The 26,826-nt window shown below is 66.2% G+C and carries 24 protein-coding genes; 9 read left to right on the forward strand and 15 right to left on the reverse strand.

Going from position 1 to position 26,826, the window contains the following annotated elements; genetic code table 11:
• Positions 1-91 precede the first annotated feature (91 nt).
• Together GII31_RS19650 and GII31_RS19655 are read left to right on the forward strand one after the other, a co-directional pair.
• Complete coding sequence (locus GII31_RS19650) at positions 92-1,468, forward strand: DUF445 domain-containing protein (protein WP_260840124.1); 1,377 nt, start codon at positions 92-94, stop codon at positions 1,466-1,468.
• Positions 1,469-1,610: 142 nt separating this feature from the next.
• On the forward strand, positions 1,611-1,865 hold the full coding sequence (locus GII31_RS19655; protein WP_213245039.1) for a hypothetical protein: 255 nt from the start codon (positions 1,611-1,613) through the stop codon (positions 1,863-1,865).
• A 152-nt stretch (positions 1,866-2,017) separates the two neighbouring features.
• Here the strand turns inward: GII31_RS19655 and GII31_RS19660 are convergent, their stop codons facing one another.
• Positions 2,018-2,491: a polyhydroxyalkanoate synthesis regulator DNA-binding domain-containing protein gene (locus GII31_RS19660; protein ID WP_213245040.1), complete on the reverse strand. Its 474-nt coding sequence runs from the start codon at positions 2,489-2,491 to the stop codon at positions 2,018-2,020.
• Between the two features lie 183 nt (positions 2,492-2,674).
• Positions 2,675-4,219: a class I adenylate-forming enzyme family protein gene (locus GII31_RS19665; protein WP_213245041.1), complete on the reverse strand. Its 1,545-nt coding sequence runs from the start codon at positions 4,217-4,219 to the stop codon at positions 2,675-2,677.
• Positions 4,220-4,473: 254 nt separating this feature from the next.
• On the opposite strand from GII31_RS19665, the gene GII31_RS19670 reads away from it, so the two are divergent.
• Positions 4,474-5,688 carry an IS110 family RNA-guided transposase gene (locus GII31_RS19670; protein WP_213243249.1) on the forward strand — a complete coding sequence of 405 codons (1,215 nt, stop codon included), beginning with the start codon at positions 4,474-4,476 and terminating at the stop codon, positions 5,686-5,688.
• Between the two features lie 63 nt (positions 5,689-5,751).
• On the opposite strand, the gene GII31_RS19675 is transcribed toward GII31_RS19670, so the two are convergent.
• Together GII31_RS19675 and GII31_RS19680 are read right to left on the reverse strand one after the other, a co-directional pair.
• Positions 5,752-6,795 (reverse strand): hypothetical protein, encoded by a 1,044-nt coding sequence (locus GII31_RS19675; protein ID WP_213245042.1) that lies wholly within the window; start codon positions 6,793-6,795, stop codon positions 5,752-5,754.
• Complete coding sequence (locus GII31_RS19680) at positions 6,792-7,997, reverse strand: aromatic ring-hydroxylating oxygenase subunit alpha (protein WP_246221965.1); 1,206 nt, start codon at positions 7,995-7,997, stop codon at positions 6,792-6,794. Before GII31_RS19680 ends, GII31_RS19675 begins: the two co-directional genes overlap by 4 nt.
• Positions 7,998-8,212: 215 nt before the next feature.
• On the opposite strand from GII31_RS19680, the gene GII31_RS19685 reads away from it, so the two are divergent.
• Together GII31_RS19685 and GII31_RS19690 are read left to right on the forward strand one after the other, a co-directional pair.
• Positions 8,213-8,857 carry a TetR/AcrR family transcriptional regulator gene (locus GII31_RS19685; protein ID WP_213245043.1) on the forward strand — a complete coding sequence of 215 codons (645 nt, stop codon included), beginning with the start codon at positions 8,213-8,215 and terminating at the stop codon, positions 8,855-8,857.
• Between the two features lie 53 nt (positions 8,858-8,910).
• Positions 8,911-9,717 (forward strand): enoyl-CoA hydratase-related protein, encoded by an 807-nt coding sequence (locus tag GII31_RS19690; protein ID WP_213245044.1) that lies wholly within the window; start codon positions 8,911-8,913, stop codon positions 9,715-9,717.
• 80 nt (positions 9,718-9,797) lie between these two features.
• Here GII31_RS19690 and GII31_RS19695 read toward each other — a convergent pair whose 3' ends face one another.
• From GII31_RS19695 to GII31_RS19715, 5 genes are all read right to left on the reverse strand, one after another.
• Positions 9,798-11,120 carry a TetR/AcrR family transcriptional regulator gene (locus GII31_RS19695; RefSeq protein ID WP_260840125.1) on the reverse strand — a complete coding sequence of 441 codons (1,323 nt, stop codon included), beginning with the start codon at positions 11,118-11,120 and terminating at the stop codon, positions 9,798-9,800.
• Between the two features lie 64 nt (positions 11,121-11,184).
• Positions 11,185-11,460 carry an alpha/beta fold hydrolase gene (locus GII31_RS19700; protein WP_260840126.1) on the reverse strand — a complete coding sequence of 92 codons (276 nt, stop codon included), beginning with the start codon at positions 11,458-11,460 and terminating at the stop codon, positions 11,185-11,187.
• A gap of 32 nt (positions 11,461-11,492) precedes the next feature.
• Positions 11,493-12,707: an IS110 family RNA-guided transposase gene (locus GII31_RS19705; protein WP_213243249.1), complete on the reverse strand. Its 1,215-nt coding sequence runs from the start codon at positions 12,705-12,707 to the stop codon at positions 11,493-11,495.
• Between the two features lie 194 nt (positions 12,708-12,901).
• Complete coding sequence (locus GII31_RS19710; RefSeq protein WP_260840127.1) at positions 12,902-13,498, reverse strand: alpha/beta fold hydrolase; 597 nt, start codon at positions 13,496-13,498, stop codon at positions 12,902-12,904.
• Positions 13,495-14,241, reverse strand: a complete 747-nt coding sequence (locus tag GII31_RS19715; protein ID WP_213245046.1) for a nitroreductase — start codon at positions 14,239-14,241, stop codon at positions 13,495-13,497. The genes GII31_RS19710 and GII31_RS19715 overlap by 4 nt, the downstream gene beginning before the upstream one ends.
• 390 nt (positions 14,242-14,631) lie before the next feature.
• On the opposite strand from GII31_RS19715, the gene GII31_RS19720 reads away from it, so the two are divergent.
• Both GII31_RS19720 and GII31_RS19725 read left to right on the forward strand, forming a co-directional pair.
• Positions 14,632-15,951: an oxygenase MpaB family protein gene (locus tag GII31_RS19720; RefSeq protein ID WP_407649996.1), complete on the forward strand. Its 1,320-nt coding sequence runs from the start codon at positions 14,632-14,634 to the stop codon at positions 15,949-15,951.
• A complete protein-coding gene (locus GII31_RS19725) occupies positions 15,948-17,108 on the forward strand; it encodes a CaiB/BaiF CoA transferase family protein (protein WP_213245048.1) in 1,161 nt (386 codons plus the stop codon). The genes GII31_RS19720 and GII31_RS19725 overlap by 4 nt, the downstream gene beginning before the upstream one ends.
• A gap of 68 nt (positions 17,109-17,176) precedes the next feature.
• Here GII31_RS19725 and GII31_RS19730 read toward each other — a convergent pair whose 3' ends face one another.
• From GII31_RS19730 to GII31_RS19745, 4 genes are all read right to left on the reverse strand, one after another.
• Positions 17,177-17,524 (reverse strand): type II toxin-antitoxin system PemK/MazF family toxin, encoded by a 348-nt coding sequence (locus tag GII31_RS19730; RefSeq protein WP_260840128.1) that lies wholly within the window; start codon positions 17,522-17,524, stop codon positions 17,177-17,179.
• Positions 17,512-17,745, reverse strand: coding sequence for a hypothetical protein (locus GII31_RS19735; protein WP_213245050.1), 234 nt, complete (start codon positions 17,743-17,745; stop codon positions 17,512-17,514). Before GII31_RS19735 ends, GII31_RS19730 begins: the two co-directional genes overlap by 13 nt.
• A 101-nt stretch (positions 17,746-17,846) precedes the next feature.
• Positions 17,847-18,977, reverse strand: coding sequence for an acyl-CoA dehydrogenase family protein (locus GII31_RS19740; RefSeq protein ID WP_213245051.1), 1,131 nt, complete (start codon positions 18,975-18,977; stop codon positions 17,847-17,849).
• A gap of 8 nt (positions 18,978-18,985) precedes the next feature.
• Complete coding sequence (locus GII31_RS19745; RefSeq protein WP_213245052.1) at positions 18,986-20,173, reverse strand: acyl-CoA dehydrogenase family protein; 1,188 nt, start codon at positions 20,171-20,173, stop codon at positions 18,986-18,988.
• Between the two features lie 122 nt (positions 20,174-20,295).
• Between GII31_RS19745 and GII31_RS19750 the strand changes: the two genes are divergently transcribed.
• Positions 20,296-22,371, forward strand: coding sequence for a flavin-containing monooxygenase (locus tag GII31_RS19750; RefSeq protein WP_246221966.1), 2,076 nt, complete (start codon positions 20,296-20,298; stop codon positions 22,369-22,371).
• On the forward strand, positions 22,368-24,353 hold the full coding sequence (locus tag GII31_RS19755; protein WP_260840129.1) for an AMP-dependent synthetase/ligase: 1,986 nt from the start codon (positions 22,368-22,370) through the stop codon (positions 24,351-24,353). Before GII31_RS19750 ends, GII31_RS19755 begins: the two co-directional genes overlap by 4 nt.
• Before the next feature lie 66 nt (positions 24,354-24,419).
• On the opposite strand, the gene GII31_RS19760 is transcribed toward GII31_RS19755, so the two are convergent.
• Both GII31_RS19760 and GII31_RS19765 read right to left on the reverse strand, forming a co-directional pair.
• On the reverse strand, positions 24,420-25,046 hold the full coding sequence (locus GII31_RS19760) for a TetR/AcrR family transcriptional regulator (protein ID WP_213245055.1): 627 nt from the start codon (positions 25,044-25,046) through the stop codon (positions 24,420-24,422).
• 244 nt (positions 25,047-25,290) lie between these two features.
• Positions 25,291-26,814, reverse strand: coding sequence for a class I adenylate-forming enzyme family protein (locus GII31_RS19765; protein ID WP_213245056.1), 1,524 nt, complete (start codon positions 26,812-26,814; stop codon positions 25,291-25,293).
• Positions 26,815-26,826 lie beyond the last annotated feature (12 nt).

Here is a 26,826-nt window from a genome sequence, read left to right on the forward strand (position 1 = left end):
GCAACATGAGACAAATTTCGTTATATGTCAGCGTCAGTTCCCCAGGTCCAGGTCACTGATGTCCCGCGTCGAGATGTAGGAGTACGCAGCAGTGCAGACATGGGCCGAAATCACCGATGATTTCCAGCGAAACTGGCCGATCTACGTAGCGATGCCCTTCGTGGCGGCGCTGATCGGCTGGAGTACCAAACTCGTCGCCATCCGCATGATGTTTCGCCCGCACACGTTCACCGGGATCGGGCCGCTCGGATGGCAGGGCATTATCCCCAAGCGCGCACCACAGATGGTGACGATCCTGTGCGACACCCTGACCCCGCGGCTGATCAACGCCAAGGAGATCGCCGAGCGCGTCGACCCCGCGGAACTCGCCGCGCGGATCGATCGGCCGCTGCGGGCGGAGGTCTCCCGGATCACCCGCAAGATCCTGGCCGAGTACCAGCCCACGCTGTGGAATATGCTGCCCGCCCCGGTCCAGGACTTCGTGATCGAGCGGGTCCAGCGATCGGCACCCGATGCCATCGTGTCGGTGGTGGACGGGGTCGTGGACCGCGTCGATGAGGTCTTCGACCTGAAAACGATGGCCACCAACGAGTTTCTGAACGATCCGACAACCCTCGAATCCATGTTCAAAAGCGTCGGGCGTCGGGAGTTCGCCTTCATCCGGCGCAGCGGTTTCGTCTTCGGGTTCTTCATCGGCCTTGTGCAGGTTGCCGTCTGGGCACTCACCCACAACCCGTGGGTCATGCCGCTGTTCGGTCTGTTCACCGGGTGGTTCACCGACTGGGCGGCACTGCGGCTCATCTTCTACCCCCGAGAGCCGAAGAAGTACCTGGGATTCATCAAGTGGCAGGGACTATTCCAGCAGCACCGCATTCCGGTCGCCCGAGACTACGGCTCGTTGATCGGCACCAAGGTCCTCACCCCGGACCGGCTCATCCGCAGCCTGTGCTCAGGACCGGACAACGATCGTGTCGAAAAGGTCGTCGCCGAGGTGCTCGAAGCCACTCTGCGCGAGGAACTCGGCGATCTGAGCAACTACGTGGACATCGAACTGCGGGATCTCCCACTGTTCAGCGACATCGATTTCGGCAACCTGCAGTTCGCGGGGATCTCCGCCGGCCGCCTGTTCGACGGATTCCTCGATATCCTGAGCGGCCCGACCAAGGGGGTCGCGCGGGTGGGTCTGGACCTGACCCAGATCGAACCGATGTGTGCTGCGTTCGCGAGCGAAGCGCTTGTGGCACTGCCGGATCTGCTGCTCGATTCAGCGTCGGACTACCTGACCGAGACCCTCGACATCGAGGCGACGATGTCGGAGAAGATGGCCGCGATGACCCCCGAGGAGTTCGAAAACGTTCTGCACCCGGTCTTCCGGGCCGACGAGAAGACGCTGATCATGGTCGGCGCGATCCTGGGCTTCCTGGTCGGCGAGGTACAGGTCTTCATCGTCGAACATCTCACGCATTGATTCCCGGTGCCGCGTAATGGATTCGGGTCACAGGTGTGATCCAGATCAAGTTTCTGACGATTGACGCACGTTACGCGTCGTGTAATTATTTATGCAGTGCAGAAATCAAGCACCGAAACCCCCACACGATTGGAGAACTCCCATGGGAGCTCGTCGCAAGAACACCCTGACCACCTTCCTCAGCGATGTCATCGATGACAGCAAGGCACTCGTCGACGATCTGATCGACCGCGCCCAGGACATCGAGGAGAAGACCCGCGACGCCGCCACCTCGGCCCTGAGCGACGAGAGCACCGATTCGCCGAGCGCCGATGAGGTGGCAACCCTCAAGAACGCCCTGGCCGAGCTGACCGCCAAGGTCGACCAGCTGGCCGCGGTGAAGGCCGGCGCCAAGTAGTAACAGCGCCCCTCACACGGGCGCAGGCATCAAGGCTGCCGCACAAGACGGTGTTCTCGCCCGGAAATCGGAGCGGACACCGTCCGTGCGGCAGCCTTTGTCGTCGTACGAGTACGGCCCGGATCGGCCACGGATACGCAGGGCGCGAGCAGTCAGTCCGCGGAGTCGTCCGGTGATTGCGCATCGACCAGCTTGGCGACCACCTCGGTCAGTTTCGCGATCTGCTCGCGCAACTCCCGGATCTCCTCCTGCTGATCCTGATTGTTCTTGGGTGGCGGTTCCGACGATCGACGTGCCCGCCCCCGCCCCGGCAGCTTGGCTTCCTCGGGCAGATTGCTGATGGTGGTCAATCCGTCGACAAGGCTCTGCGCCACGTCGGCGGGAGCACGAACCAGCTCCGAGAACAGGCTCGACGACTCGGGTTTGGCCTGCACCTTGCGGCGCACCAGCTGGACGAGCACCTCGTCGGTCCGGTCGACACCGGTGTTGTGATCGACGATCTGCACGTCGATACCGGATTCGACCAACGCGGCGACGTCATCGATCGTCGTGAATTTGCGGCGTTCGGTGTCGTACAGCTTTCGATTCGAGTACTTCTTGATCAACCGTCGCGTACTCCCCGACATGGCGCTGGGTTCCTTTCCGCTGCCCGGTGAGGTCTGCGGCACCGAATCATCGACACCGCCCTGCCCACTATTATGCACTGCGTCAGTAGCCGGCGACAGTTCAGGTACCCCGGGCCGTACGGGGCGAAAAGCGACGAACCCGGCACGAGACGGTGCTCGCGCCGGGTTTCCCGCAAGGTCCGGTCAGCTGGTCTGCAGCGTCCTGCCGGGCACCGCCACCTTCGACGTCCGGTCGGGCAGATCGGCGTACGTCGAGCGCAGATCGCCCTTCTTGATCTTCATACTCACGGTCCGGGGAAGCGGGGACTCGAGGAACTCGACGTACCGCGGAGCCTTGTACCGCGCCAGCCGCGCCAGGCAGTGTTCGATGATGTCACCGGCGGTCAGCTCGCCCGAGGTGCGCACCAATGCCGCCGGCGTCTCGCCGAACTCGTCGTCGGCGACCCCGATCACCGCGACCTCGAGCACGCCGTCGAGCTCGGCGATCGTGCGTTCGAGTTCGGCGGCATAGATGTTGATGCCCCCGGAGATGATGATGTCCTTGAGCCGCCCGACGATCGTCAGTCGCCCCGCGTCGTCGCGCACCGCGACATCGCCCGTTCGCAGCCAGCCGCCACCGAACGCGGCCTCGGTCTGTTCGGCGTCCTGCCAGTACCCGGCCGCCAGACCGGGGCCGGAGATCCAGATCTCGCCGGGCTCGCCGGGCTCGCAATCAGCGCCGTCGGCGTTCTTGAGGGCGAAGGTGTTCAGCACACCACCCAGACCGACGCTCTCGGGATACTCGATGGCCATCTCCACGGACGGGACCGTCGTATTGGACTGGGACTCGGTCAGGCCGTAGACCTGACGCAGTCCGATCCCCTTGGCCGACCACGCGGCGATCAACTCGGTCGTGACCGGATTTCCGCCGGTGAAGGCCACCGTCAGCGACGACAGGTCGGCGTCGGCGAAGTCCGGGTCGGCGGCCATCTGCTCGTAAAAGATGGTGGTCGCCCCCAGATGGGTGACCTTGCCGTCCCGGATCAGCCGCAACGCGACACCCGCGTCCCAGTTGGGCAGGAAGATCAGACTCCCGCCCAGCACCAGCGGCCCGAGGAAGCCGTTGAGCAAGCCCGCACCGAAGGCCATCGAACTGACATTCAGCGACCGGGCGCGCAGGAAACCCGGCTCCTGCAGACTCCATTCGAAGAAGGCGTTGAGCAGCGACCGATGCGTGAAGACCACACCCTTGGGCGCACCTGTCGACCCCGACGTCGACAGGATCGCCACCGGATCGTCGTCGGCGCGCGTGCAGACCGGCACCGGGGCACCGGCCGGGCCGTCGTCGTCGTGGACGAAGGTCGCGAGATCGTCCACCTCGACCCCCGCCGGGCCCGCGACGCCGTCGATCAGCGCGCGGAACGCCTCCGCGGCGACGACGACCGCCGGCTCCAACGTGCCCAGCGCCTGATCGATCTCGGCGGGTCCCGAGCGCTCGTTGAGGGGGCAGATGATGGCACCGGCCTTGATGATGCCCAACGCGGCCACGGCCCAGTCGATCGACGGACGGCCGATGACGGCGATCCGGTCGCCGGGGTTGATGCCACGGGCCGCCACCCGCGCGGCCACCTGATCCGATGCGGACGCCAATTGCCGCCAGGTCAGCGAGTCCGTACCACATTCGACCACCTGGAGGTCGGGGCTACGGCTCGCCCAGGCGGCAAGCGGACGAAGTATCGAGCTGTTCATCGGGGTGTCCTTACCTTTCTAGATGGGGTGACCGGAGACCTGTGGTTTCGTAGGCTGTGAGTTGCCCTGGGGCTCCGGGTATGGCTGTCATCGTGTTGCTGGTGGGTACAGCTGAAGGAGAATGGCCGCCCGGTGTCCTGCGACGACTCGACCGCTGATTGAGAGACGCGATGCGATCGCTGTGTAAGGACACGCCGGGGATGTCGTCTGCAGGGATTCCTACTGTTCACCAACGACTCCGGAGGTAGGCACGAATGGCGAGACAAGTATGGGCCGGTGTCGACGCCGGTAAGACCGCGCATCACTGCGTTGTAATCGATACCGATGGGGAGCAACTTTTGTCGCGGCGGATCGACAACGACGAACCCGCCTTGACTGACCTGATCGCCACGGTCGGCGACATTGCCGCCGGTGGCGAGGTCACCTGGGCGATGGACCTCAACGCCGGCGGCGGGGCACTGCTGATCGCTTTGCTGATCGACGCGCAACAGAGGCTGCTTTATCTGCCCGGCAGGACCGTGCACCACGCATCGAAGGGCTACCGAGGTGACGGTAAGTCCGACGCTAAGGATGCGGCAGTCATCGCCGATCAGGCGCGGATGCGCCGCGACCTGCAACCCCTGCGCCCGGGTGACGACATCGCGGTCGACCTCAGGATCCTGACCGCCCGCCGGGCAGACCTGGTCGCCGACCGCACCCGTGCAATCAACCGGATGCGCGCCACCTTGCTGGAGTTCTTCCCTGCGCTCGAGCGAGCCATCGACTACAGCAGTTCCAAGGCCGGGTTGACCTTGTTGACCGGCTACCAGACCCCCGATTCGATTCGCCGTATGGGCCACGCACGACTGGAGGCCTGGTTGCGTAACCGCAAGGTGCGCAATGCAGCCGCGGTCGCGCAGACCGCCATGGACGCGGCGCATCAGCAGCACGTCACGGTCCGCGGTCAGCAGGTCGCCGCGCAGATCGTGGCTCGGTTGGCCAAGGAGGTGATGACCCTCAACAGCGAAATCAGCGACACCGAAGCGCTGATCGAGGACCGATTTCGCCGCCACCCGCACGCCGAAATCCTGACCAGCATGCCCGGCTTCGGGACCATCCTGGCCGCAGAGTTCCTCGCCGCCACCGGCGGCGACATGACCGTCTTCGGCACCGTCGACCGCCTCGCTGGCGTCGCGGGCCTGGCACCAGTTCCCCGCGACTCCGGCCGGATCAGCGGCAACCTGCACCGGCCGCGGCACTACAGCCGCCGACTGCTGCGTTCCTGTTATCTCTCCGCGCAGGTTGCAGTACACCGCGATCCCGTCTCGCAGGTCTACTACCAACGCAAACGCCGCGAGGGCAAGACACACGTGCAAGCAGTCATCGCGCTCGCACGCCGTCGTCTCAACGTTCAATGGGCCATGCTCCGCGACCAGAAGCCCTACACCACAACCGATTCCGCAACCCACGTCCACGGCGCGGCCGCCTGACAACACCCTCCGATTCTCACCCCCTCTGGGGCTTGACAACTTCATTGAGATTCTCCTTGTTTGTTATGGCGCCGGGGTCGGGCCGGGTGTCGTGGTGATCGATTGCGCCGGCGCCGTTGTCGCCGGGGTATCGGACAGGTGCCGGGGATCCGGCGCCCACCGCGTACCGGCCCGGAAGACGACGTCCGTGCGGTCGTGCTCGAAGGCCGCGGCCCGCAGGGCTTCGGTGAGAACCGCGTCGTCGGCGGCGGTCACGGCCTCGATCGGGGTGTCGGTGCTGCGGCACCAGGCCGTCGACAATGCCGCCGAGATCGTCTCGGCCAGCGCGGCCCGTTCGTCGCGGCACCCGGGATCGGCCGCTACTACCGTCAGTTGTGTTGCAGTGCAATATGATTCGCTATCACCGTGGTGCGGTGCGGCCCAGTCGACGGTGAACCAGCCGGAAATCGCCCCGGTCGCCGGACAGGTCGCGGCGTAGTGAACCGGCTGCTGTGGGCCGTCGACGTGCGACCACACAGGGGCATGCCGCGAGGTGACCGGCACCGAACCCACCTCGACCGCCCGCATCGATTTTCCGTCCGCGGCCCTGGACCGCAGATACGCCTGCATATCCGGAAGCACGAGTACATCCCGCCGACCGCCGATCGTGGCACCGAAGCCGTGGGCGGCCCGCAACGCCGCCGGATGAGAACCGTACGCACACACGATGATCGGCAAAGTGCCGTCGATCATCGCCGGCGGCGGCCGCCGTTGCAGGTCCTCGACCGATGCGGTGAGCACGCCCGTGGACCGGAACTCGGGATGAACTGTCGCGTCGACCACCAATCCCCTGTCGCCGCCGCCGCGCACCGTGATGACCGCGGCCGGTATCGGGTGCGCCGAGCGGGGCGCCGACCAGCGGCGTAGCCGGGTGTACACGAGCGCCGTCGCGAATACCCGCCGGTACAGGCCGTCCCCGGCGGCGCGGCCGAAGGTCATCTCGGCATCGGCCCGGGCCGCCGCGTCGAGGATCTCCCGGGCCACAGGGCCGGGTGGACCCGACGTCCAGGTCAGCGTGACCAGTTCCGGTGGGGCGGGATCGACGCGCACATGTTCGCCGACCGTCATCGGCCCGGCGCTTCCGCACGGATCAGCCGGTCGACCTCGCGCCGGAATAGATGGCTGGCCAACTCGTTGCGACCCAACAGCATCGTGCCCGCGTCCAGACTCGCCAGCGCACTCTGCGAGCTGTCCAGGATCGGGAAATCCTCGTCGTGCAGAATCGCGATCAGCAGTCCCCAGTTCTTGGCCCAGCGCTTATGCCAGTGCTCCTCGGTGATTCCGCTGTCCTCGACCGAGGGCGCCATGATCCGCATCTGCATGATCGACTGGCCGGGGTCGGCGCCGACCGGGCGGAAGGTGAGCAGCTCGAAATGGGTGGCGTGTTTGAGAAGCATCGTGTTGGGGGCGAGGAAGCAGCTCTCGATGGTGTGCCCCTCCATCTCCTTCGTCCATTCCAGGTCCTGGCCGATGAACTGGTCGATGCTCTTGCGCGCGGTGAGGAACCAGAAGGATCTGCCCAGATCGTCGAGGGTCACCGCGTTGGTGTGCAGCATTTTTCCCGCGGTGTTCGGATGCGCGTACTTGACGTGATAGTTGTCCAGGAAGCCGTCCTGCATGATCTTCCAGTTCACCGGGCGCTGGTAGGTGTGCGGATCGACGCTGATGAGCCGATCGATCTCGTATTCGGCCATGACGACGTCCATCTCGGGGCCGAGCCATGCGGCGACATCGATCTCGCGCTCGGCGTTGTCGATGGCCCAGACGAATCCGTGCCGTTCCTCGACAGGTATCTCGATCATCCCCGAGGTGGACCGGTCGAATTCGCCGAACGTGTTGTTCAGCGTGACCGAACGCAATTCTCCGTTGATGCCGTACGACCAGCGATGATAGGGGCAGGAGAAGATGCGGCAGGTCCCCGAGTCCTCGGTCACCAGCTGGGCGCCGCGATGGCGGCACGCGTTGATGAACGCGCGCACCGAGCCGTCACGCTGGCGCACCACGACGACCTTGTTGCGCGGAAGGTCCAGGGAGATGAAGTCGCCGGTGCGCGCCACCTCCGACGAATGCGCGACGATGAACGGCACCTCGCCGAAGATCCGGTCGCGTTCGAGCTCGGCGCGCACCGGGTCCTGGTAGTCCATCGCCTCGAACTTCGCGATGTCGGGGTACTGGTCGGTCACCCGGGTGTCGAGGTGGTTGAGCAGTTCACGCAGCGCGCGGGTACGACGGGCGTGGATGACTGACGACTGATTCTGATCGACGAGCACGACACATTCTCCTGACGGAAACTCTGCCCCGGGGTTACGCGTGGACAGTGCGGGACGCGCTCTTCGCGAGCGCACATCCGGGAACCCCGAGGAACCCCGAGGCCATGGCTGTGATTCACCTCACCCCAATAAACTATCGCCATTAGTCTATTGCGTCAAGCGGACGGTCGCGACGGCTGTAATGTGTGGTCCAGCAACGAGGACGGGAGGGACCGGTGGGTCGAAAGCCGTTGATCGCCCGCGAAGACGCCGTCGCCGCCGCGCTCGAGATCATCGACACCGACGGACCGGGCGCGCTGAGCCTGGAGCGGGTTGCCGGGAGGCTGGGAGTCAAGGCGCCCTCGCTCTACAACCACTTCAGCGACAAGGCCGAGATCCTGGCCGAGGTCGCCCGCGCCGTGCTGCTCGAGGTTCCCGTGGTCCCCGATCCGGCGGCCACCGACGACTGGAAGAGCTGGCTGGTCGAGGCCTCCACCGCCGTGCGCCACACCCTGCTCACCCACCAGCGGGCCGCACCCATCGTCGTGGAGTACTTCCCGCGCGGCATGCTCGAACGTCTCTATGCCGAATACTGCCGGATCCTCGGCGAGCACGGGGTGCCGCCCCGATTCCAGATGTTCATCCTGGAGGCGGTACACCGGATGACCATCGGCTCGGCCGTATGTGTCGCAACCGGCCGGCCGGAGATGGCCACGCCGTCGAACCCGGCCGCCTTCGATACCGATGTCGTCGACGCGCTGCACACCGGCGACTGGTCGGGCGACAGGTTCTTCACCGGGATGCTGCACGCCTTCCTGGACGGCATCGAGGTACAGATCGGCCGGGAGTCCATGGCCGGACAAGCCCTGCCGCAGCACTGAATCCATCGCCGTACATATTGTCTGTACGGCGTGTATAGCCTAGTGTCGGAGTCATGTCGAGCCCATCCACGCCCCCAGTACTCCGGACCCGGCGCTCCGGCGCGACCGCGTGGCTGACGCTGTCGCGGCCGGCCTCGCTCAACGCCTTCGACTTCGCACTGCAGCAGGCGCTGCGGGACGAGATCGACCGGGTGGCCGCCGACGACTCGGTGCGCTGCGTGGTGCTCACCGGCGACGGCCGGGCGTTCTGCGCCGGCGCCGACCTGGACATCGCCGATGTCGAGCCCGGGCGGCGCCTTGCTCCCCGGACCGAGGACGAGCTGCGGATGCGGTACAACCCGATCGTCAAGGCCATCCGCACCATGCCCAAACCGGTGGTCGCCGCGGTCAACGGACCGGCGATCGGCGTGGGCTGCGCACTGGCCATGGCCTGTGATCACGTCATCGCCGCCGACACCGCGGTGTTCTCCCTGGCCTTCGCCAAGGTGGGCCTGACCCTGGACGCCGGCGCCTCCGTGCTGCTCGGCGCCCGCATCGGATTCGGCCGGGTCAACCGGATGGCACTGCTCGCCGAGCAGGTCGACGCCGCCACCGCGGCATCCTGGGGAATGGTCGACGCCGTCGTCGCCGCGGACGATCTGACCGGCTCGGTCACCGAGCGGGCTCGGCGTTTCGCGACAGGCCCGACCCTGGCCTTCGCCGCCACCAAACGCACCCTGAACGCCGCGCTGCTCCCGCACCTGGATGCCGTCTTCGAGTCGGAGGTGGCCGGACAGACCGCACTGGTCGATTCAGCCGACTTCCGTTCCGGTGCAGTGGCATTCGCCGAGCGTCGCCGACCGGAGTTCACCGGACGGTAGCGGCTCACCGAGCGCGGGGGCTCACCACACGTCGGGACACGGGCGGCCGATGCGCGGCGCGTGTCGCGGTCCCGGGCCGCTCAGGTGTCGCGACGGCCGTACAGTGCCGCGAACAGGAAGTCGCCGACCATCGCGGCAACAGCCGGGAAATCCGTCAGGTGCTCCTCGCCGGCCAGCGCGCCGGCCACCGTGCGCTCGACGGTCCACAGGATGGTGGCCGCGTACTGCGGCGCCGCGGGTCCGGCCGGAGCGAGTCCGGCCGCCCGATCGGTCTCGATCAGTGACGTGAGAACGGTTTCCATCGCACTCATCGCGGTCAGATACTCGGTGCGCAGCTCGGGCAACCACGGCCAGGTGTGCACGGCGTTGCGGATCACCGCATTGGCGAATTCGTCGAGGTTGAGCCATTGGCGCACACCGTCGACGAAAGCGGCCCGATCACCGCGATCGATCGCACCCATCGTCGCCAGACCCGTCACGACATCGCGGGCCGCCTCCCGGAACAGGACGATGAACGCGTCCTCCTTGCTCCGGAAATAGAAGTAGAACGACGCGCGAGAGACACCCGCGCGGTCCAGAACCTGGGCGACGCTCAGTTCGGCCAGCGGGATATCGGCGAGCAGTTCGCGCATGGCGTCCAGGATCGACCGGCCGGTGCCCTCCAGGTCGGCGGCTTCACCACCGAAGGCGGGCACTGTGGGGGCGGGCACTGTGAGAACGATCGAATCTGATTGGGCGACAATGGGAGTGCCCGACTCCCTGATCGAGAGGGAGCGGCCACCGTAGATCGCCGCCTCGTTGATCGCCCGCAGCGGGGCCACCGTGGATCGCACGTCCGGAAGGCGCGGATCCAGACCGCGGCTCGACACGTAGAACGTGCGCTCGGCCGCGCTGATGAGCATCGCCGCCACCAGGTCGGCCGGGGGACCGACGGGTGCGCGGCCCTCGCCGCGTTCGAACTCGATCTGTTCGGTGACCGCATCGACGAAGCGCTCGAAGATGCCCTGCCATATCCGCCCGACGACCGGCTCGGAATGCATGTGCTCGAGCACCGCACAGATGACCGCGCCATGCTCGTCCCACATCTGCAGGGTGCTTTCCAGGCTCACGCCCATCTGCCGGGAACGGTTACGTCCGGGCTCGGACGACCACGGCCCGTCGGCACCATAGGAGGTGTCCAGTACCCGGCCCAGCAGCGCGACGAGGACGTCGTACTTGTTGGCGAAGTAGTGATAGAAGTTGGCGCGGGATATCCCCGCCTTCTTCAGGATCTTCGCCACGGTGAGCTTCTGCAGCGATGTCTGGGCGAGCAGTTCCTCGGTCGCGTCGAATACCGCCAACTCGGTGGCGGAATTGCCGTCGAAGTCCCGTGGACGTCGCCGGGCGTACGAAGTACTGGTCATGCGGCCAAGTCTAGATCTGTCCAGACAAGACGTCTATACAGACGTGCAACCCGGGACCTAGTACTCATACCGCGGCCAGCAGTGCCTCGTCGAACGCATCGGCCATCTCCAGCATCGGATAGTGACCGCAATCGAACTCGATGAGTTTACCGCCCACCTGTTCGGCCACCCAGCGAGCACCACGGACCGACAACGCCGGGTCGGCGGTGCCGATGATCTGAACGAGCGGCACATCGAGTCCGTCGAGCGCCTCGGTCTGCTCGGCGCACAGCAGCGTACGCATCGCCGCCGCCCCGGCCCACGTGGGCGTCTGCAAGGAGAATCTCAATGAAGTTGTCAAGCCCCAGAGGGGGTGAGAATCGGAGGGTGTTGTCAGGCGGCCGCGCCGTGGACGTGGGTTGCGGAATCGGTTGTGGTGTAGGGCTTCTGGTCGCGGAGCATGGCCCATTGAACGTTGAGACGACGGCGTGCGAGCGCGATGACTGCTTGCACGTGTGTCTTGCCCTCGCGGCGTTTGCGTTGGTAGTAGACCTGCGAGACGGGATCGCGGTGTACTGCAACCTGCGCGGAGAGATAACAGGAACGCAGCAGTCGGCGGCTGTAGTGCCGCGGCCGGTGCAGGTTGCCGCTGATCCGGCCGGAGTCGCGGGGAACTGGTGCCAGGCCCGCGACGCCAGCGAGGCGGTCGACGGTGCCGAAGACGGTCATGTCGCCGCCGGTGGCGGCGAGGAACTCTGCGGCCAGGATGGTCCCGAAGCCGGGCATGCTGGTCAGGATTTCGGCGTGCGGGTGGCGGCGAAATCGGTCCTCGATCAGCGCTTCGGTGTCGCTGATTTCGCTGTTGAGGGTCATCACCTCCTTGGCCAACCGAGCCACGATCTGCGCGGCGACCTGCTGACCGCGGACCGTGACGTGCTGCTGATGCGCCGCGTCCATGGCGGTCTGCGCGACCGCGGCTGCATTGCGCACCTTGCGGTTACGCAACCAGGCCTCCAGTCGTGCGTGGCCCATACGGCGAATCGAATCGGGGGTCTGGTAGCCGGTCAACAAGGTCAACCCGGCCTTGGAACTGCTGTAGTCGATGGCTCGCTCGAGCGCAGGGAAGAACTCCAGCAAGGTGGCGCGCATCCGGTTGATTGCACGGGTGCGGTCGGCGACCAGGTCTGCCCGGCGGGCGGTCAGGATCCTGAGGTCGACCGCGATGTCGTCACCCGGGCGCAGGGGTTGCAGGTCGCGGCGCATCCGCGCCTGATCGGCGATGACTGCCGCATCCTTAGCGTCGGACTTACCGTCACCTCGGTAGCCCTTCGATGCGTGGTGCACGGTCCTGCCGGGCAGATAAAGCAGCCTCTGTTGCGCGTCGATCAGCAAAGCGATCAGCAGTGCCCCGCCGCCGGCGTTGAGGTCCATCGCCCAGGTGACCTCGCCACCGGCGGCAATGTCGCCGACCGTGGCGATCAGGTCAGTCAAGGCGGGTTCGTCGTTGTCGATCCGCCGCGACAAAAGTTGCTCCCCATCGGTATCGATTACAACGCAGTGATGCGCGGTCTTACCGGCGTCGACACCGGCCCATACTTGTCTCGCCATTCGTGCCTACCTCCGGAGTCGTTGGTGAACAGTAGGAATCCCTGCAGACGACATCCCCGGCGTGTCCTTACACAGCGATCGCATCGCGTCTCTCAATCAGCGGTCGAGTCGTCGCAGGACACCGGGCGGCCATTCTCCTTCAGCTGTACCCACCAGCAACACGATGACAGCCATACCCGGAGCCCCAGGGCAACTCACAGCCTACGAAACCACAGGTCTCCGGTCACCCCATCTAGAAAGGTAAGGATGCGATGCAGCCAATCGAGGGTGTACGGCGCCGGCGGCGTCTTGAACGGATCACCGACCGCGCTGCGGCGCAACGCGACCCGGTCGGTGTGCTCGGCGGCCAGGATCGTCGCCAGCGGCCCATCGGCCGGCACGCCGTACGGGAACCGCTCGGTGCGCGATGCCGCCACACCGTTGGAGGCGACCATAACCAGCCGGCCGACCAGGTCGGGCCGGACGTGCGCCATGCGCAGCGCGACCATCCCGCCGAGCGACCAGCCGACCACCGACGCACGCGAGATACCCAGCGTGCCCAGGACATCGGTCGCATCGTCGGCGAGATCGGCGAGATCGTAACCGTGCAGCGGCGCCTCGGATCCACCGTGGCCGCGCTGATCCATCGCGATCACCCGGCGACCGCTCTCGGCCAGCAATCGCATCTGCCGGTCCCAGACCTCACCGCTGAGACTCCAGCCGTGGATCAGCAGTACCGCCGGACCCTCGCCCAGCTCGCGCACGTTGATACCGGTACCGTCGCGCACGGCGATCAGCTTCTGCGTCATCATCGCGCGTCCTCGACGCTCGGCTCGCCCACGAAGGTAGCCACCTCCGCGGTGCTCCTGCGGTGGGTCCGGTAGCCGTTCACCGGATGCCCGGCATCCGGGTAACCGAACGAGATCCCGATCAGCACCTGACGCGACTCGGGCAGGCCGAGGTGCTCCCGGATCACCGGCGCCTGTGTGGCCAGCGCCGCCTGCGGTATCGCACCGATCCCGCGGGCATGCGCGGCCAGCAGGAAGCTCTGCACGAACAGTCCGCAATCGACCGCGCCGTAGGCACCCAGCGCCCGCTCGGTGGTCACGACAGCCACGTGCGGCGCGTCGAAGAAGTCGAAGTTGCGCATCATCTGTCGGGCCGACGCCACCCGGTCGCCCTTCTCGATGCCGAGGCTCTCGTAGAGCTGCCGGCCGCTGGTCCGCCTGCGTTCGGCGTAGTCGCCTGCATAGGACTGCGGGAACGCTATGTCCGGATTCTCCTGCGGCCCACCGGCGAGTGCGGCACCGATCGCGGTGCGCAGGGCCGTGGTCGCCGCGCCCGAGGTGATGTGCAGGTGCCAGGGCTGGGTATTGCACCACGACGGTGTGCGCCGGGCGATGTCGAGAACCTTCTCGATCTCGGCCCGCGGAACCGGCTCGGGCACAAACGCCCGGCAACTCCATCGCTCGGAGACCATGCGGTCGAGGACTGCGAACGCCTCGTCGTCCGCACGCCGGACCTGATCGGTTGTCGCGCCGTAACTCTGACTCATGAACATGCACTCCCTGTGACTGGGTGAACCCGGATGTGGGCGAGCCGTGGGGACTCGCGCACATCCGAATGAGGAGCGAACGCCGGCCGCCGGACAGCCTGGGTCACGCCCAGCCGGGGCGACCGGGGACGCAACCCACGCACTGACCGTCAACAAGCGGCCATACGATGAGTATAGACATAGTGTTCAGGCTCGTCTACCCTCGATCTGTAACGGGTATCACAGGCAGGTTGGCCGCCCCGGCGAACGCAGACCGCCCGAGGTGACCCGACACCAGTGGCCCGAACACAAGTGGCAGAGCAGGAGGCAGCAATGACCACGACCGAAAAGACCACCCCCGAGAAGATCGCCCCCGAAAAGATCACCCCAGAAAAGATCACCACCGAGAAGATCACCGCCGGACACCAACCCGGCGCCCGCACCTTCCGCGGCGATCTCGACGTCCCCGAGGGCCTCCCCCGAGGTCTGGACCTGAGCCGGATCAGGAACCAGGACAAGGCGATCGCCATGTACGGGCGTGAGCTGGTGGAGAAGATCACCGACCACGCCCTGCTCGCCGACGACTACGCCTACCAGGCGATGCTCGACGTCAAGGACAAAAGCAACAACACGAGCTGGCGCACCTTCGACAAGGCACTCGATCACGGCATCGATGCCATCGACGACCCGACCCCCGGCCTGGTCGCAATGTTCGAACAGCTCGACCGGATCCCCGACTGGGTTGATTTCGACCAGCTCTACCGCGGCGCCGTGGCCTTCTGGCGGGCGGGCCCGATCGTTCCGCCGGTGCTGGCCTGGGGCGCCATCGCGGGCGGCTTCTCGATGTACAGCGCCACCCGGCCGGTACTGTTCAGCGGCCGGCTCAAGCAGACCGAGCGCGTGGGTACCCGACTCATCGAGAGCTTCCGGTACGTGGTCGCCGCCTACACCCCGGGCAATATGGGGCGCTTCGAGGAGGGCTTCCGGCTCACCGCCAAGGTGCGCCTCATCCACGCCGCCGTCCGGCACAGCCTGAGCCACTCCGACCACTGGGACTGGGCGGGCTGGGGCATCCCGATCAACAACATGGACTCGATGGTCACCCAGGCCGGACAGTTCGGCGTGAAGTTCACCGACGCCGTGCAGAGCGCCGGATTCCGTTACAGTGACCGCGAATTGGAAGACATCTTCGCACTCAGCCGCTATGTCGGCTATGTCATCGGGGTACCGGAGGACATCCTGCACACCGGCTACGAGGACGCCCGCCTCAAGACCGACCTACACACGATGCTCGAGCTCGCACCCGACGATCTGTGCCGCGACGTGGTGAACTCGATCATCAAGTACAGCATCGAGAACCCGCCCGGCGGCGTCGAGGTGCTGCCCGGCCCGGTCGCCTCGTTCATGACCGACGAGCGCCGGCTCAAACTGGCCTACGGCCTGCTGCACTCGTGGATCCCGGCACCGGTCATGGCAGACCTGGGCATCGAGAAGACCGGGTGGGCCAGGATCCTGCCCACCATCGCCCCCCTGGTGTCGACGTACGAGCGCTTCTCCAAGCGGACCTTCGCCGACGACGAGCGCGCCGCGTTCGACATGTTGCGGCGGTTCAACGACGCCATCAAGCTGCCCGAGGGCGCCGACCGCGCACACACGGTGGCCAACCCCGACGAGGTTCATGCCGACATCGCGGCCAACAAGGGCGGAATGCCGCGGGTGAGCAAACGGTGACCGCCCGCGCAGCCGACGCCGCTGCCCCGCTGAAGGGCACCCGCATCATCGAGCTCGCCGGGATCGGCCCGGGGCCGTTCGCGGCGATGATGCTCGCCGACCTCGGCGCGGAGGTCATCTGCGTCGAGCGTCCGGGCGGCAACCCGTGGTCGGGCACCGGGCACGGCGTCCTGTTCCGCAGCCGCCGCCATATCGCGGTCGATCTCAAACAACCCGACGGGGCGGCCATTGTGCGCCGGCTCTGCGCCGGCGCCGACGGCATCATCGAGACGTTCCGGCCGGGGGTCGCCGAACGGCTCGGTGTCGGCCCCGACGACTGCCTCGCCGCAAACCCCGACCTGATCTACGGCCGGATGACCGGCTGGGGACAGACCGGGCCGATGGCCACACTTCCCGGCCACGACATCAACTACATCGCGCTGACCGGCGCCCTGCATTCGATCGGGCGCAAGGACGGTCCACCCGTCGCACCGCTCAATCTCGTCGGCGACTTCGGCGGCGGCGGGATGCTGCTGGCCGTCGGCATGTTGTCGGGGATCATCTCGGCACGGGCCGGCGGCGGCGGCCGGGTGGTGGACGCGGCGATGATCGACGGAGCGTCGGCGCTGATGGCGATGTTCCATCAATACCGCGCCGAAGGCTCGTTCGACGACCAGCGGGGCACGCATCTGCTCGGGACCGGCGCATTCTTCTACGACACCTACCGCACCCGCGACGGGCTGTGGGTGAGCATCGGCGCCATCGAGGCGCAGTTCTGGACCGAGCTCTGCGATGTGCTCGAGCTGCCGGCCGACATGCGCGCCAACCAGTTCGACGAGAGCCGCTGGGACGAGTTCCGGGAGATCCTCGCGAGCCGGATCGCCGCCCGTGACCGGTCCGAGCTCGACGCGATGTTCGCCGGGCGCAACACGTGTTACGCACCGGTGCTCAGTCTCGACGAGGCCTACCGTCACCCGCACAATGTGGACCGCGGCACGTTCATCGACGTCGACGGGGTCATGCAGGCCGCACCGGCCCCACGTTTCGACGGTGTCCCGCCGACCACCCCGACCGCGCGCAGATCACCGGGCGCCGACAGCCGGAAAGTACTGGCCGACGCCGGGTTCGCCGATCACGAGGTGGCCGAACTCATCAACAGCGGTATCGTTGAACTGTGACTGTCCAACTGTGACGACCATGTCTCCGCGAATAACCGGTCGCAGAGACAATCGACGACTACCGATCGTCACACGGCGAACACCAGGCGCAATCCGTCGTCGACCCGGCGCATGATGTGGAACGCGAGGGTGCCGATCGGCTCGGTGAGCCGTGCGCGGTCGACGACCAGCGTCTGGGATACGTTGACCACGCAGTCCTTCGGAAGGCCCGCGGTACCGGCGGCGAGTTCCACGTTTCCCGGTGCTGCGGCCAGTCGCAGATTGCTGGTGACCGCCGATACGATGACCGTCGCGATCCGGGATCGGTTGAACCGGTCCGACGAGACGATCAGAGCGGGCCTGCGGTAGCCGGGCTCGGAGCCGAGCGGCTCACCGAAATCGACCCACCAGACATCGCCGCGTTCTACCACTGCCACGCTCCGGACTCGATGAGACTGCGCCCGACCGCGGGAACGGGATCGCTGTTCAGGCCATCGGCGATATCGTTGAGCGCCGCGGTCACCGAATCCTCCTCCTGGCGTTCGAGAAACTCACGGACGGCGCGCGTATACAGTTGCGATCGGCTCCAACCGAGGCGGTTGGCGGCGCTGTCGGCTTCACGGAACACATCGTCGGGGATGGAGATCGCTGTTTTCATATCCCTGAGTATAAACGGTATAACACTATGCGGGCAGCCCTGATCAAAGGGATGTAGGGGTGTCACATAGTGGCACCCCTACATCCCTTTTCGCTAATGTCCTAAAGCCCCAACGACCGGCCCACGATCTCCCGCATGATCTCGTTGGTGCCGCCGTAGATGCGCTGCACGCGGCAATCCCGCCAGCGCCGGGCCACCTCGTACTCCTCCATGTACCCGTACCCGCCGTGGATCTGCAGGCACGCGTCCAGAGCCTCGAATTCGAGTTCGGTGGTGGTGAATTTGGCGCCCGCGGCCTCGGCGGCGGTCAACTCGTCCGCGTTCTGCGCCTCGATGCAGCGGTCGACGTACACCCGGGCCATCGACACCTTGGTGGCCAGTTCCGCGAGCCGGAACCGGTTGGCCTGGAAGCTGCCCACCGGCTGACCGAATGCCGTGCGCTCCTTACCGTAGGCCACCGCGATGTCCACGGCGTACTCCGCACTGGCCACGGCGACCACCGCCATCGACAGCCGTTCCTGGGCAAGGTTGCCCATCAGGTAATGCAGCCCCTTGCCCGGTTCGCCGAGCACATCCGAATCCGGCACGTACACATTGTCGAAGAACAGTTCCGCGGTGTCCTGGGCCTTGCGGCCGATCTTGTCCAGTTTGCGGCCACGGGTGAAGCCCTTCTGCCCCGAGGCGACCACGAACAAACCGAGACCGCCTTCGGCGATGCGGGCGGCGACGATCACCAGATCGGCCTGAATGCCGCTGGTGACAAATGTCTTCGAGCCGCTGAGCCGCCAGCCTGCACCGTCGCGCACCGCGGTGGACTTGATGCCGCGCAGATCCGAGCCGGTACCTGGTTCGGACATCGACACCGCGATCACCGTGTCGCCCTTGATGATCCCCGGAATCCACCGGGCCTGCTGCTCGGGCGAGGCGATGTCGAGATAGTACGGCAGCACGATGTCGTTGGTGAGGGAGAATCCGTCGCCGACGGTTCCGGTGCGAACCACCTCCTCGTTGAGGACCGCGTTGAACCGGAAGTCCCGTAGTCCGCCGCCACCGAATTCCTCGGGTGCGGCGAATCCGACGAAACCATGCGCGGCGGCCGCCGACCAGAATTCGCGGTCGACGAGTCCGTTCGCCTCCCACCTGTCGGTATGCGGCACGGCCTCCTTGCGCAGAAAAGCGCGCACGGACTCGCGGAATTGCTCGTGTTCGGTCTCGAAGATGGTGCGTTTCATCGGTTTACCTACTTTCCCAGGCCGAGTGACCTGGCGATGATCTCTTTCATGATCTCGCTGGCGCCGCCGTAGATCCGCTGCACGCGGGCATCGACATACGCACGGGAGATGGGATATTCGGCCATGTAGCCGTAGCCGCCGAACATCTGCAGGCAGGCGTCGACGACCCGGCCCTGGTTCTCGGTGGCCGCCAGCTTGGCCATGGCCGCACGGTCGGCGCTGAGCGCACCGTCGACGTGCAGCGCCAGACAGTTGTCGACGAACGCGCGGGTGACCTCGGTCTGCACGTGCGCGTCGGCGATGGTGAACCTGGTGTTCTGCTGTGCGGCAAGTGGTTTGCCGAACGCCTTGCGCTCGTTGACGTAGTCGGCGGTCAGTTCCACCGCCCGCGCGGCGGCGGCCACGCTCGCCACGGCGATCGTGAGCCGTTCCTGCGGCAGATTGGAGACCAGGTACCGGAAGCCCCGCCCCGATTCGCCGAGCAGATTGGCGACCGGAACCCGGACGTCGGTGAACGACAGTTCGGCGGTGTCCTGGGCGTGCATGCCGATCTTGTCCAGGTTGCGGCCGCGTTCGAATCCTTCCATGCCGCGTTCCACCACCAGCAGCGACAGGCCGCCGTGGCGGCTGTCGCTCTCCGTGCGGGCCGCCACGATGACGATGTCGGCGTTGATGCCGTTGGAGATGAACGTCTTCGAGCCGTTCAGCACGTAGTGATCACCATCGAGCACGGCCGTCGTCGCGATGCCGGCCAGATCCGAACCGGTGCCCGGCTCGGTCATGGCGATGGCCGCGATCAGCTCGCCGGAGGCCAGTCCGGGTAGCCACCGGTGCCGTTGCTCGTCGGTCGCATAGTGCAGGAAGTAGGGAACGCAGATGTCATTGTGCAGGTTGACGCCGAACGACATCACCCCCGCGTAGGAGACCTCCTCGGCGATGATCGCGTTGAAGCGGAAGTCGTCGGAACCTCCGCCGCCGAATTCCTCGGGGATCGCCATTCCGAGGAAGCCGTGCGATCCGGCCTCGGTGAACATCTCCCGGGCGATCACGCCCTCGCGTTCCCACGTCTCGTAGCCGGGCACCACCCGGGTGGCCAGGAACCGGCGGAAGCTGTCCCGGAACGCCTCGTGGTCGGGCCCGTAGACACCACGCTCAGGCGCCACCGATCGCGCGGACCCGTTGATCGTGCTTGCCATGAATCTATTCCTCTCTACACCCTGCCGGACAGATGCACAGGGTCTTGACGTGCGCCTTCGCCCTTGATAAGCGAGAGCAATGTGATTGACACCATATCTGAACAGAGTGTATGGTCACGCGTATGTCGAAGTCCAGGCAGCACCCGAACAGTCCGAATCGGAGTTCCGGTTGGGGCAACCCCCCGGCCGGCGCATTCACCCCCACGGCAGAGTTCACCGACGAGCAGATGCGTCGGGCGATCGAGCACGCCAACCTGCCGATCCTCCTGGGCTCGCTGGCCCTGCTGACCGGTGACGACAAGTGGATTTCCGAACCCTACATACCCACCCCGCCGCAGGATCTCGGTGATCACGACAGCGGCGGTTTCGACGACGAGGTCGCCGGACGCATCCGCACCGAGGCCGTCGAGACCCTGTGCTCCTGGCGCGACGGAACCCTGAATCTCCCGGCTGATCCACCCGCACCGCAACACATCTCAGAAGTTCTCGCGGTCATGCTCGGCGACCGCATCCCCGACGGGTACGGCACGCTGCTGGGCGAGGAGATGGGCATCTACCCCCGGCACACCGAGCCCGTCCGGTCCCCCGCCCCGGGGTTCCGGGTGCTGATCGTGGGCGCGGGCATCTCCGGGCTGGCCATGGCGGTGCGCCTCGGGCAGGCCGGCATCGACTACCTCATCGTCGACAAGAACGACGACGTGGGCGGCACCTGGCACGAGAACGTCTACCCCGGTTGCGGAGTCGATACCCCCAGCTATCTGTACGCACTGTCCTTCGACCCGAAACCCGATTGGCAGCAGTACTTCGCCACCCAGGCCGAGCTGGCGCAGTACTGGCACGAGCTCGCCGACAAGCACGGCGTGCTGCCCAACACGCGCCTGAACACCGTTGTCCGCGAAGCTCGCTTCGACGAGCAGACCTGCGGTTGGCACGTCGACGTAGCGCCTGTCGGCTCCCCCGATGCCGTGGAAACCCTGACCGCCGACGTCGTGGTCAGCGGAGTCGGCCTGCTCAACCAGCCCGCCATCCCCGATCTGCCCGGGATGGGCGACTTCACCGGGCCGGTCGTGCACACCGCGCAGTGGGATCGGTCGTTCGACGTGGCCGGCAAGAAGGTCGCCGTGATCGGCACCGGTGCCAGCGCCATGCAGTTCGTTCCGGCCGGTTCCCAGGTGGCACAGAAGGTCACCGTCTTCCAGCGCACCCCGCAATGGTCGATGCCGCACCCGCTCAAAGGCGCCCACGTCACCGACGACATGCACTTCCTCAACGCCCACGTACCGTTCTACCTGGCCTGGTACCGGGCCAGACTGTTCTGGCGGATGGGCGACAAGGTGTGGAAGCTGCTCCAGGTCGATCCCGAGTACCCGCACCTGGGCCGCGCGGTGAACAAGGCCAACGACCGGCTCCGGGCGATGCTCACCACCTTCATCGAACACGAACTCGCCGGCCGTCCCGACCTGCTCGACAAATGCATCCCGGACTATCCGCCGTACGGCAAACGCCTGCTGGTGGATTCGCAGTGGTTCAGCACGCTCACCAAGGACAACGTCGAATTGGTGACCGACGGCATCGAGACCATCACCGCGACCGGTGTGCGTACCACCGACGGTGTCGACCATGACGTCGACATCATCGTCCTGGCAACAGGTTTCAAGGCCGTCGACGTTCTCGCGTCACTGCCGGTGCGCGGCCGAGGCGGCCGCACCCTGCGGGAGGTCTGGGGCGCCGGGGACGGCCGCGCGCATCTGGGCATCTCGATCCCCGGATTCCCCAACTTCTTCTGCCTGTACGGACCCAACACCAACACCGGTCACGGTGGCACCGTCATCGCCGGCACCGAGATGCAGGTGCAGCACATCTCGGCGATCATCGCGGCGATGATCGACCGGGATCTGGCGACCGTCGAGGTCCGCCAGGAAGTGCACGACGACTACAACGCCGAACTCGACCGGGCACTCTCGCGCACGGTGTGGGATTTCGGCGGCACCACCACCTACTACCGCAATTCCGGCGGCCGCATCGTCACCAACAGCCCATGGCGCTATGTCGACTACTGGCAGCGGGTGCACGAGCCGAACCTCGACGATTTCCTGACCACCTCGCGAATCTCCGCGACTGAAGAGTTCCTGACCGAGAACATCAACCACGCCATCGTCCGAACCGCCGACTCCCGAAACCCAAGTGAGGCATCATGACCCGATCCGTTGCCGAGACGGCCGCAGTGGCCGCCCCCGGTATCGACGCGACCACCCTGCCCGCCGCATTCCAGGCGACCGTCGCCGCGCGCGGCGATGAGCCGGCCCTCATCGCTTTCGGGGCGAGCGGAGCGACGGGGGGTGCCGGGGCGAGCGGAGCGACGGGGGGTGCCGGGGCGAGCGGAGCGACGGGGGGTGCCGGGGCGAGCGGAGCGACGGGGGATTTCCGCGAGAACCGAACGCTCAGCTGGAACGACTACGCCACCGCCGTCGAGGAAGTGGCATCCGGACTGGCCGCACTCGGCGTGACGGGCGGCGACACCGTCGCCATCATGCTGCCGAACAGTCCCGAGTTCCATATCGTGGACATGGCGGTTCTCCACCTGGGCGCCACGCCCTTCTCGATCTATCTCACCTCGGCGCCGGCCCAGATCGACTTCCTGTTCAGCAACGCGGGCAATCACGTGGTGGTGGCCCAGCAGCGGTTCCTGGACGTGCTCGGCAGGACCGCCGTCGACGGGTTGCGGCACATCGTGGTCACCGACGCCGACACCGGTCTGCCCGAGCGGATCGGGGCGGCCGAGGTCACCTCGATGTCGTCCGTACGTGCTTCCAAGCCTTCATATTTCGACTTCACCTCCACCTGGCGCGCGGTGAAGGACAGCGATCTGGCCACCCTCATCTACACTTCGGGCACCACCGGCGACCCCAAGGGGGTGGAGCTGACGCACGCGAACCTGATGTTTGTGATGCACACCTGTAACGTCCGGTTCCCGTTCGCCGCCGAGGGCGCCGCCATCTCGTACCTGCCCACCGCGCACGCGGCCGACCGGGTGTTCTCGCACTATCTGGCCACCGTGACCGGCTGGCCGATCACCGCCGTCGACGATGCGACGACGGTTTTCGCGGCCGTGGCCGCGGCCCGGCCGACCTGGTTCCTCGGTGTGCCGCGCATCTGGGAGAAGCTGCGCGCGGCACTGCTGGCCAGGTTCAACGCACTGCCCGACGAGTCACGCGCGGCCACACTCGGCGCGATCGAGGCCGCCACCGAGCGCGTGTGGCTGCAACAGAAGAACGAACCGGTCCCCGACGAATTGTCCGCCAAGGCAGCGGTTTTCGATGAAAAGATCTTCGGCCCGCTGCGCGTGCAGCTCGGCCTGGACAGGGTGACGCTGCTGATGACCGGCGCCGCCCCGATCGCACCCGCGGTGCATGCCTTCTTCCTCGCGCTAGGCCTGCCGCTGCAGGAAGGGTTCGGAATGTCGGAGACCGGTGCGCTCGGCTTCACCAATATCGTCACCGACATCCGCATCGGAAAGGTCGGTCTGGCCCAGCCCGGCACCGAGGCCACGCTCGCCGACGACGGGGAACTGCTGATGCGCGGCCCGCACGTGATGCGCGGCTACCGCAAGGCCCCGGAGAAGACGGCCGAGGCCGTTGACGAGCAGGGCTGGCTGCACACCGGCGACATCGCCGTCATCGACGACGACGGCTGGGTCAGCATCGTCGACCGCAAGAAGGAACTCATCATCAACGCGGCCGGCAAGAATATGTCGCCGGTGAACATCGAGGGTGCGCTCAAAAGCGCCTCCCCGCTCATCGGACAGGCCTGCGTCATCGGGGATCGCCGACCGTACAACGTGGCACTGCTGGTGCTTGACCCCGATTCGGCAAAGGTGTTCGCCGCCCAGCACGGCCTCGACGACGCATCGCCCGCGGCCCTGGTGTCCAATCCCGACCTGGTGCGGTTGATCGACGAGGCCGTCACCGCCGCCAACGAGAATCTGTCGCGGGTCGAACAGATCAAGCGCTACCGGCTGCTCGGTGACGAGTGGCTGCCCGACTCGGCCGAGCTGACCCCCACCATGAAGCTCAAGCGACGTGGTGTCTCCGCGAAGTACGCCGCGCTGATCGACGACATCTACGAATCCGACCAGAACACACGGGCAGACCAGAACAAGCGGGCAGAATCGCCCGCATAAAAAACTGTGCCCGCCGCCGATTCCGGATATCCGGAATCGGCGGCGGGCCTGTCGTATGTCGGGAGACTACCGGCCGACGGTGGCCACACTCGGCTCCAGACCCGGCAGCACGAAGTTGCGCAACATCTCCCGATGCGCGGGATCGTCCGGATTGTCGAAGTCGAGCCGGCCGACAAGAATGAATTGCACCAGCGCGATCCATTCCGACATCTTCTGGATGTCGACGTCGGTACGGATATCCCCGTTCTCCAGCGCGCGTTCGAGCACCGGTCCCCACATCTCCGCGGTCAGCCGGGCGGCCAGACCGGAGCTGCCGACCAGACGTTCGGCCATCTGCATGTGCTCAGGGCTTACCAGGATCCGGATCAGCGGATCGCTGCGGCCCCGGTCGACCAGAAAGATCAGTCCTTCGACGAGTTGATCGGCGAAAGTCGGCTGCAGAAACAGAAACTCACGGGCCTTGGCGAACAGCATCCTCGATCGCCGTTCGATGATCGCAGATATCAGTGTGTCGCGGTCGCCGAAGTAGCGGTACACGGTCGGGCGGGAGACGCCCGCCTCACGGCCGATATCGTCCATCGTCGTCTTGGCGACGCCGAAACGGGTGAACACGGTCTCCGCGGCAACCATGATCTGCTCACGCGCCTCGTCGAGGTTGCCGCTGAGCACATTGCCTGTCTTCCTGCGTGCCACCGAAATCACCTTTCATCCCCTGTATCCGATTCACAAGCTACATGAGACAGATCATGTCCGGTGTAGTGCTATAAGTCCTGAGTTGCACATCTCACTCGAGAAATACCGCTCCACCCCGGCCGAAGCCACCCGGTCCGGGCCACAATCACTCGTCCTCGACCGGAAACCACTCGGCGGAGGCATCCCATCGATCCGCGACGACCGATGGGACCCTCCGCCGAGCGGGTCTCCGGCTTCCGTCCGCCTAGCGCACCTTGTCGAAGCGGGTGTCGACATCCTTGTACTCGTCGCGGATCACCGTCTTGGCGAGCTTGCCACTGGGCAGCCGGGGCAAGGGCTCCTGACGGATCACCACGTAGCGCGGCACCTTGAAGTCGGCCAGCACCTTCTCGCAGTGCTCGATCACCACCTTCTCGTCGACCTCCGGCGATGCAGTGACGATCGCCGCGGGCGTTTCGCCGAAGCGGTCGTCGTGAGCCGCGATCACCGCGACCTCTTGGACCCCGTCGATCGCCATGATCGCGATCTCCAACTCCACCGGCGAGATGTTGATGCCGCCCGAGATGATGAGGTCCTTGAGCCGGTCGACGAACTGCACGCGGCCGTCCTCGTCGGCGGTGCCCAGGTCACCACTGTGCAACCAGCCATCACGCAGGGCCTGGGCGGTGGTCTCCGGGTCGTTCCAGTAGCCCGGGGTCACACCCGGGCCACGGACCACGAGTTCGCCTTCCTCACCGGGAGCCGCGGGCTCACCGTCGGCGTTGAATACCTTCACCTCGGTGAAGATCGATCCGGTGCCGCAGCGATCCGGAAACTCGAACGCCTCCTCGCGGATCGTGGCGGTTGCCACGCCACCGGCCTCGGTCATGCCGTAGATCTGCCGTAGCAGCACGCCCTTGTCGGCCCACCGCTGCAACAACGGCACCGGCACCGCGGCACCTCCGACGATGGCGGTCTTGAGCGAGCTGAGGTCGGCGTCGGCGAACTCCGGGGCCCGCGAGATCGCCTCGAAGATCAACGGAACGCCGAAGATCGCCTCCACCGAATGCTGTTCGAGCAGCTTCACCGCGCTGGACGGATTCAGCTCCGGCTCGATCACCAGCGTGCCGCCGAGCACCGTGGTGATCAGCAGGCCGTACACCAGTCCCGGGGTGAACGCGAGCGGCAGCACCAGCAGCGTGGTGGTACCCGGCCGGAAGCCCTCCTCGGTGAGGGTGTTCTCCAGCACGATCGACAGCAGCGTGCGGTTGGTGAGGACCACGCCCTTGGACAGGCCCGTCGAACCGCTGGTGAACAGCACGGAGGTGGGTTCGTCGGGAGCCCGGTCCACCCGGAAGTCATCGGCGGAGGCACCGTCGCGCAGCTCCTCGATGTCGGCATAGGTGACCACGGTGAACGGGCTGCCGATCGCGGCGGTGTCCTCGGCGAGCTGTTCGAATCCCGGCGCCACGATGACCACACCGATGCCGGCGTCATCGGCGATCTTGCGCAGTTCGGCGGGCCGGTACCGGCTGTTGAGCGGAACCAGCACGCCACCGGACTTCAGGGTGCCCAGCGCGGCGACGGGCCAGGTCAGCGAGTTGGGGCCGAGCAATCCGACCCGGTCGCCTTCGGAGACACCCTTCTGCTCGACGAGCAGTCTGGCGATCCTGCTGCTGAAGTCACGAACCTGTCGGTAGGTCAACGACTCTCCGCTGAATACCAGTGCGGTTCGGTCCGGCGCGGTGCGGGCCCACCAATCGAGGGCCTTGCCGATGGTTGCGGTCATCTTGTTCACTCC

The sequence above is a fragment of the Gordonia pseudamarae genome (genome assembly GCF_025273675.1).
GTDB classification, from domain to species: Bacteria; Actinomycetota; Actinomycetes; order Mycobacteriales; family Mycobacteriaceae; genus Gordonia; species Gordonia pseudamarae.

What these genes read in the sequence shown, in the direction of transcription:
- GII31_RS19695 (WP_260840125.1), bottom strand. Translation starts at nt 11,120, where the DNA reads ATGACCAGTACTTCGTACGCCCGGCGACGTCCACGGGACTTCGACGGC.
- GII31_RS19675 (WP_213245042.1), bottom strand. Translation starts at nt 6,795, where the DNA reads ATGACGGTCGGCGAACATGTGCGCGTCGATCCCGCCCCACCGGAACTG.
- GII31_RS19665 (WP_213245041.1), bottom strand. Translation starts at nt 4,219, where the DNA reads ATGAACAGCTCGATACTTCGTCCGCTTGCCGCCTGGGCGAGCCGTAGC.
- GII31_RS19755 (WP_260840129.1), top strand. Translation starts at nt 22,368, where the DNA reads ATGACCCGATCCGTTGCCGAGACGGCCGCAGTGGCCGCCCCCGGTATC.
- GII31_RS19710 (WP_260840127.1), bottom strand. Translation starts at nt 13,498, where the DNA reads ATGATGACGCAGAAGCTGATCGCCGTGCGCGACGGTACCGGTATCAAC.
- GII31_RS19655 (WP_213245039.1), top strand. Translation starts at nt 1,611, where the DNA reads ATGGGAGCTCGTCGCAAGAACACCCTGACCACCTTCCTCAGCGATGTC.
- GII31_RS19660 (WP_213245040.1), bottom strand. Translation starts at nt 2,491, where the DNA reads ATGTCGGGGAGTACGCGACGGTTGATCAAGAAGTACTCGAATCGAAAG.
- GII31_RS19705 (WP_213243249.1), bottom strand. Translation starts at nt 12,707, where the DNA reads ATGGCGAGACAAGTATGGGCCGGTGTCGACGCCGGTAAGACCGCGCAT.
- GII31_RS19765 (WP_213245056.1), bottom strand. Translation starts at nt 26,814, where the DNA reads ATGACCGCAACCATCGGCAAGGCCCTCGATTGGTGGGCCCGCACCGCG.
- GII31_RS19750 (WP_246221966.1), top strand. Translation starts at nt 20,296, where the DNA reads ATGTCGAAGTCCAGGCAGCACCCGAACAGTCCGAATCGGAGTTCCGGT.
- GII31_RS19715 (WP_213245046.1), bottom strand. Translation starts at nt 14,241, where the DNA reads ATGAGTCAGAGTTACGGCGCGACAACCGATCAGGTCCGGCGTGCGGAC.
- GII31_RS19690 (WP_213245044.1), top strand. Translation starts at nt 8,911, where the DNA reads ATGTCGAGCCCATCCACGCCCCCAGTACTCCGGACCCGGCGCTCCGGC.
- GII31_RS19670 (WP_213243249.1), top strand. Translation starts at nt 4,474, where the DNA reads ATGGCGAGACAAGTATGGGCCGGTGTCGACGCCGGTAAGACCGCGCAT.
- GII31_RS19735 (WP_213245050.1), bottom strand. Translation starts at nt 17,745, where the DNA reads ATGAAAACAGCGATCTCCATCCCCGACGATGTGTTCCGTGAAGCCGAC.
- GII31_RS19740 (WP_213245051.1), bottom strand. Translation starts at nt 18,977, where the DNA reads ATGAAACGCACCATCTTCGAGACCGAACACGAGCAATTCCGCGAGTCC.
- GII31_RS19745 (WP_213245052.1), bottom strand. Translation starts at nt 20,173, where the DNA reads ATGGCAAGCACGATCAACGGGTCCGCGCGATCGGTGGCGCCTGAGCGT.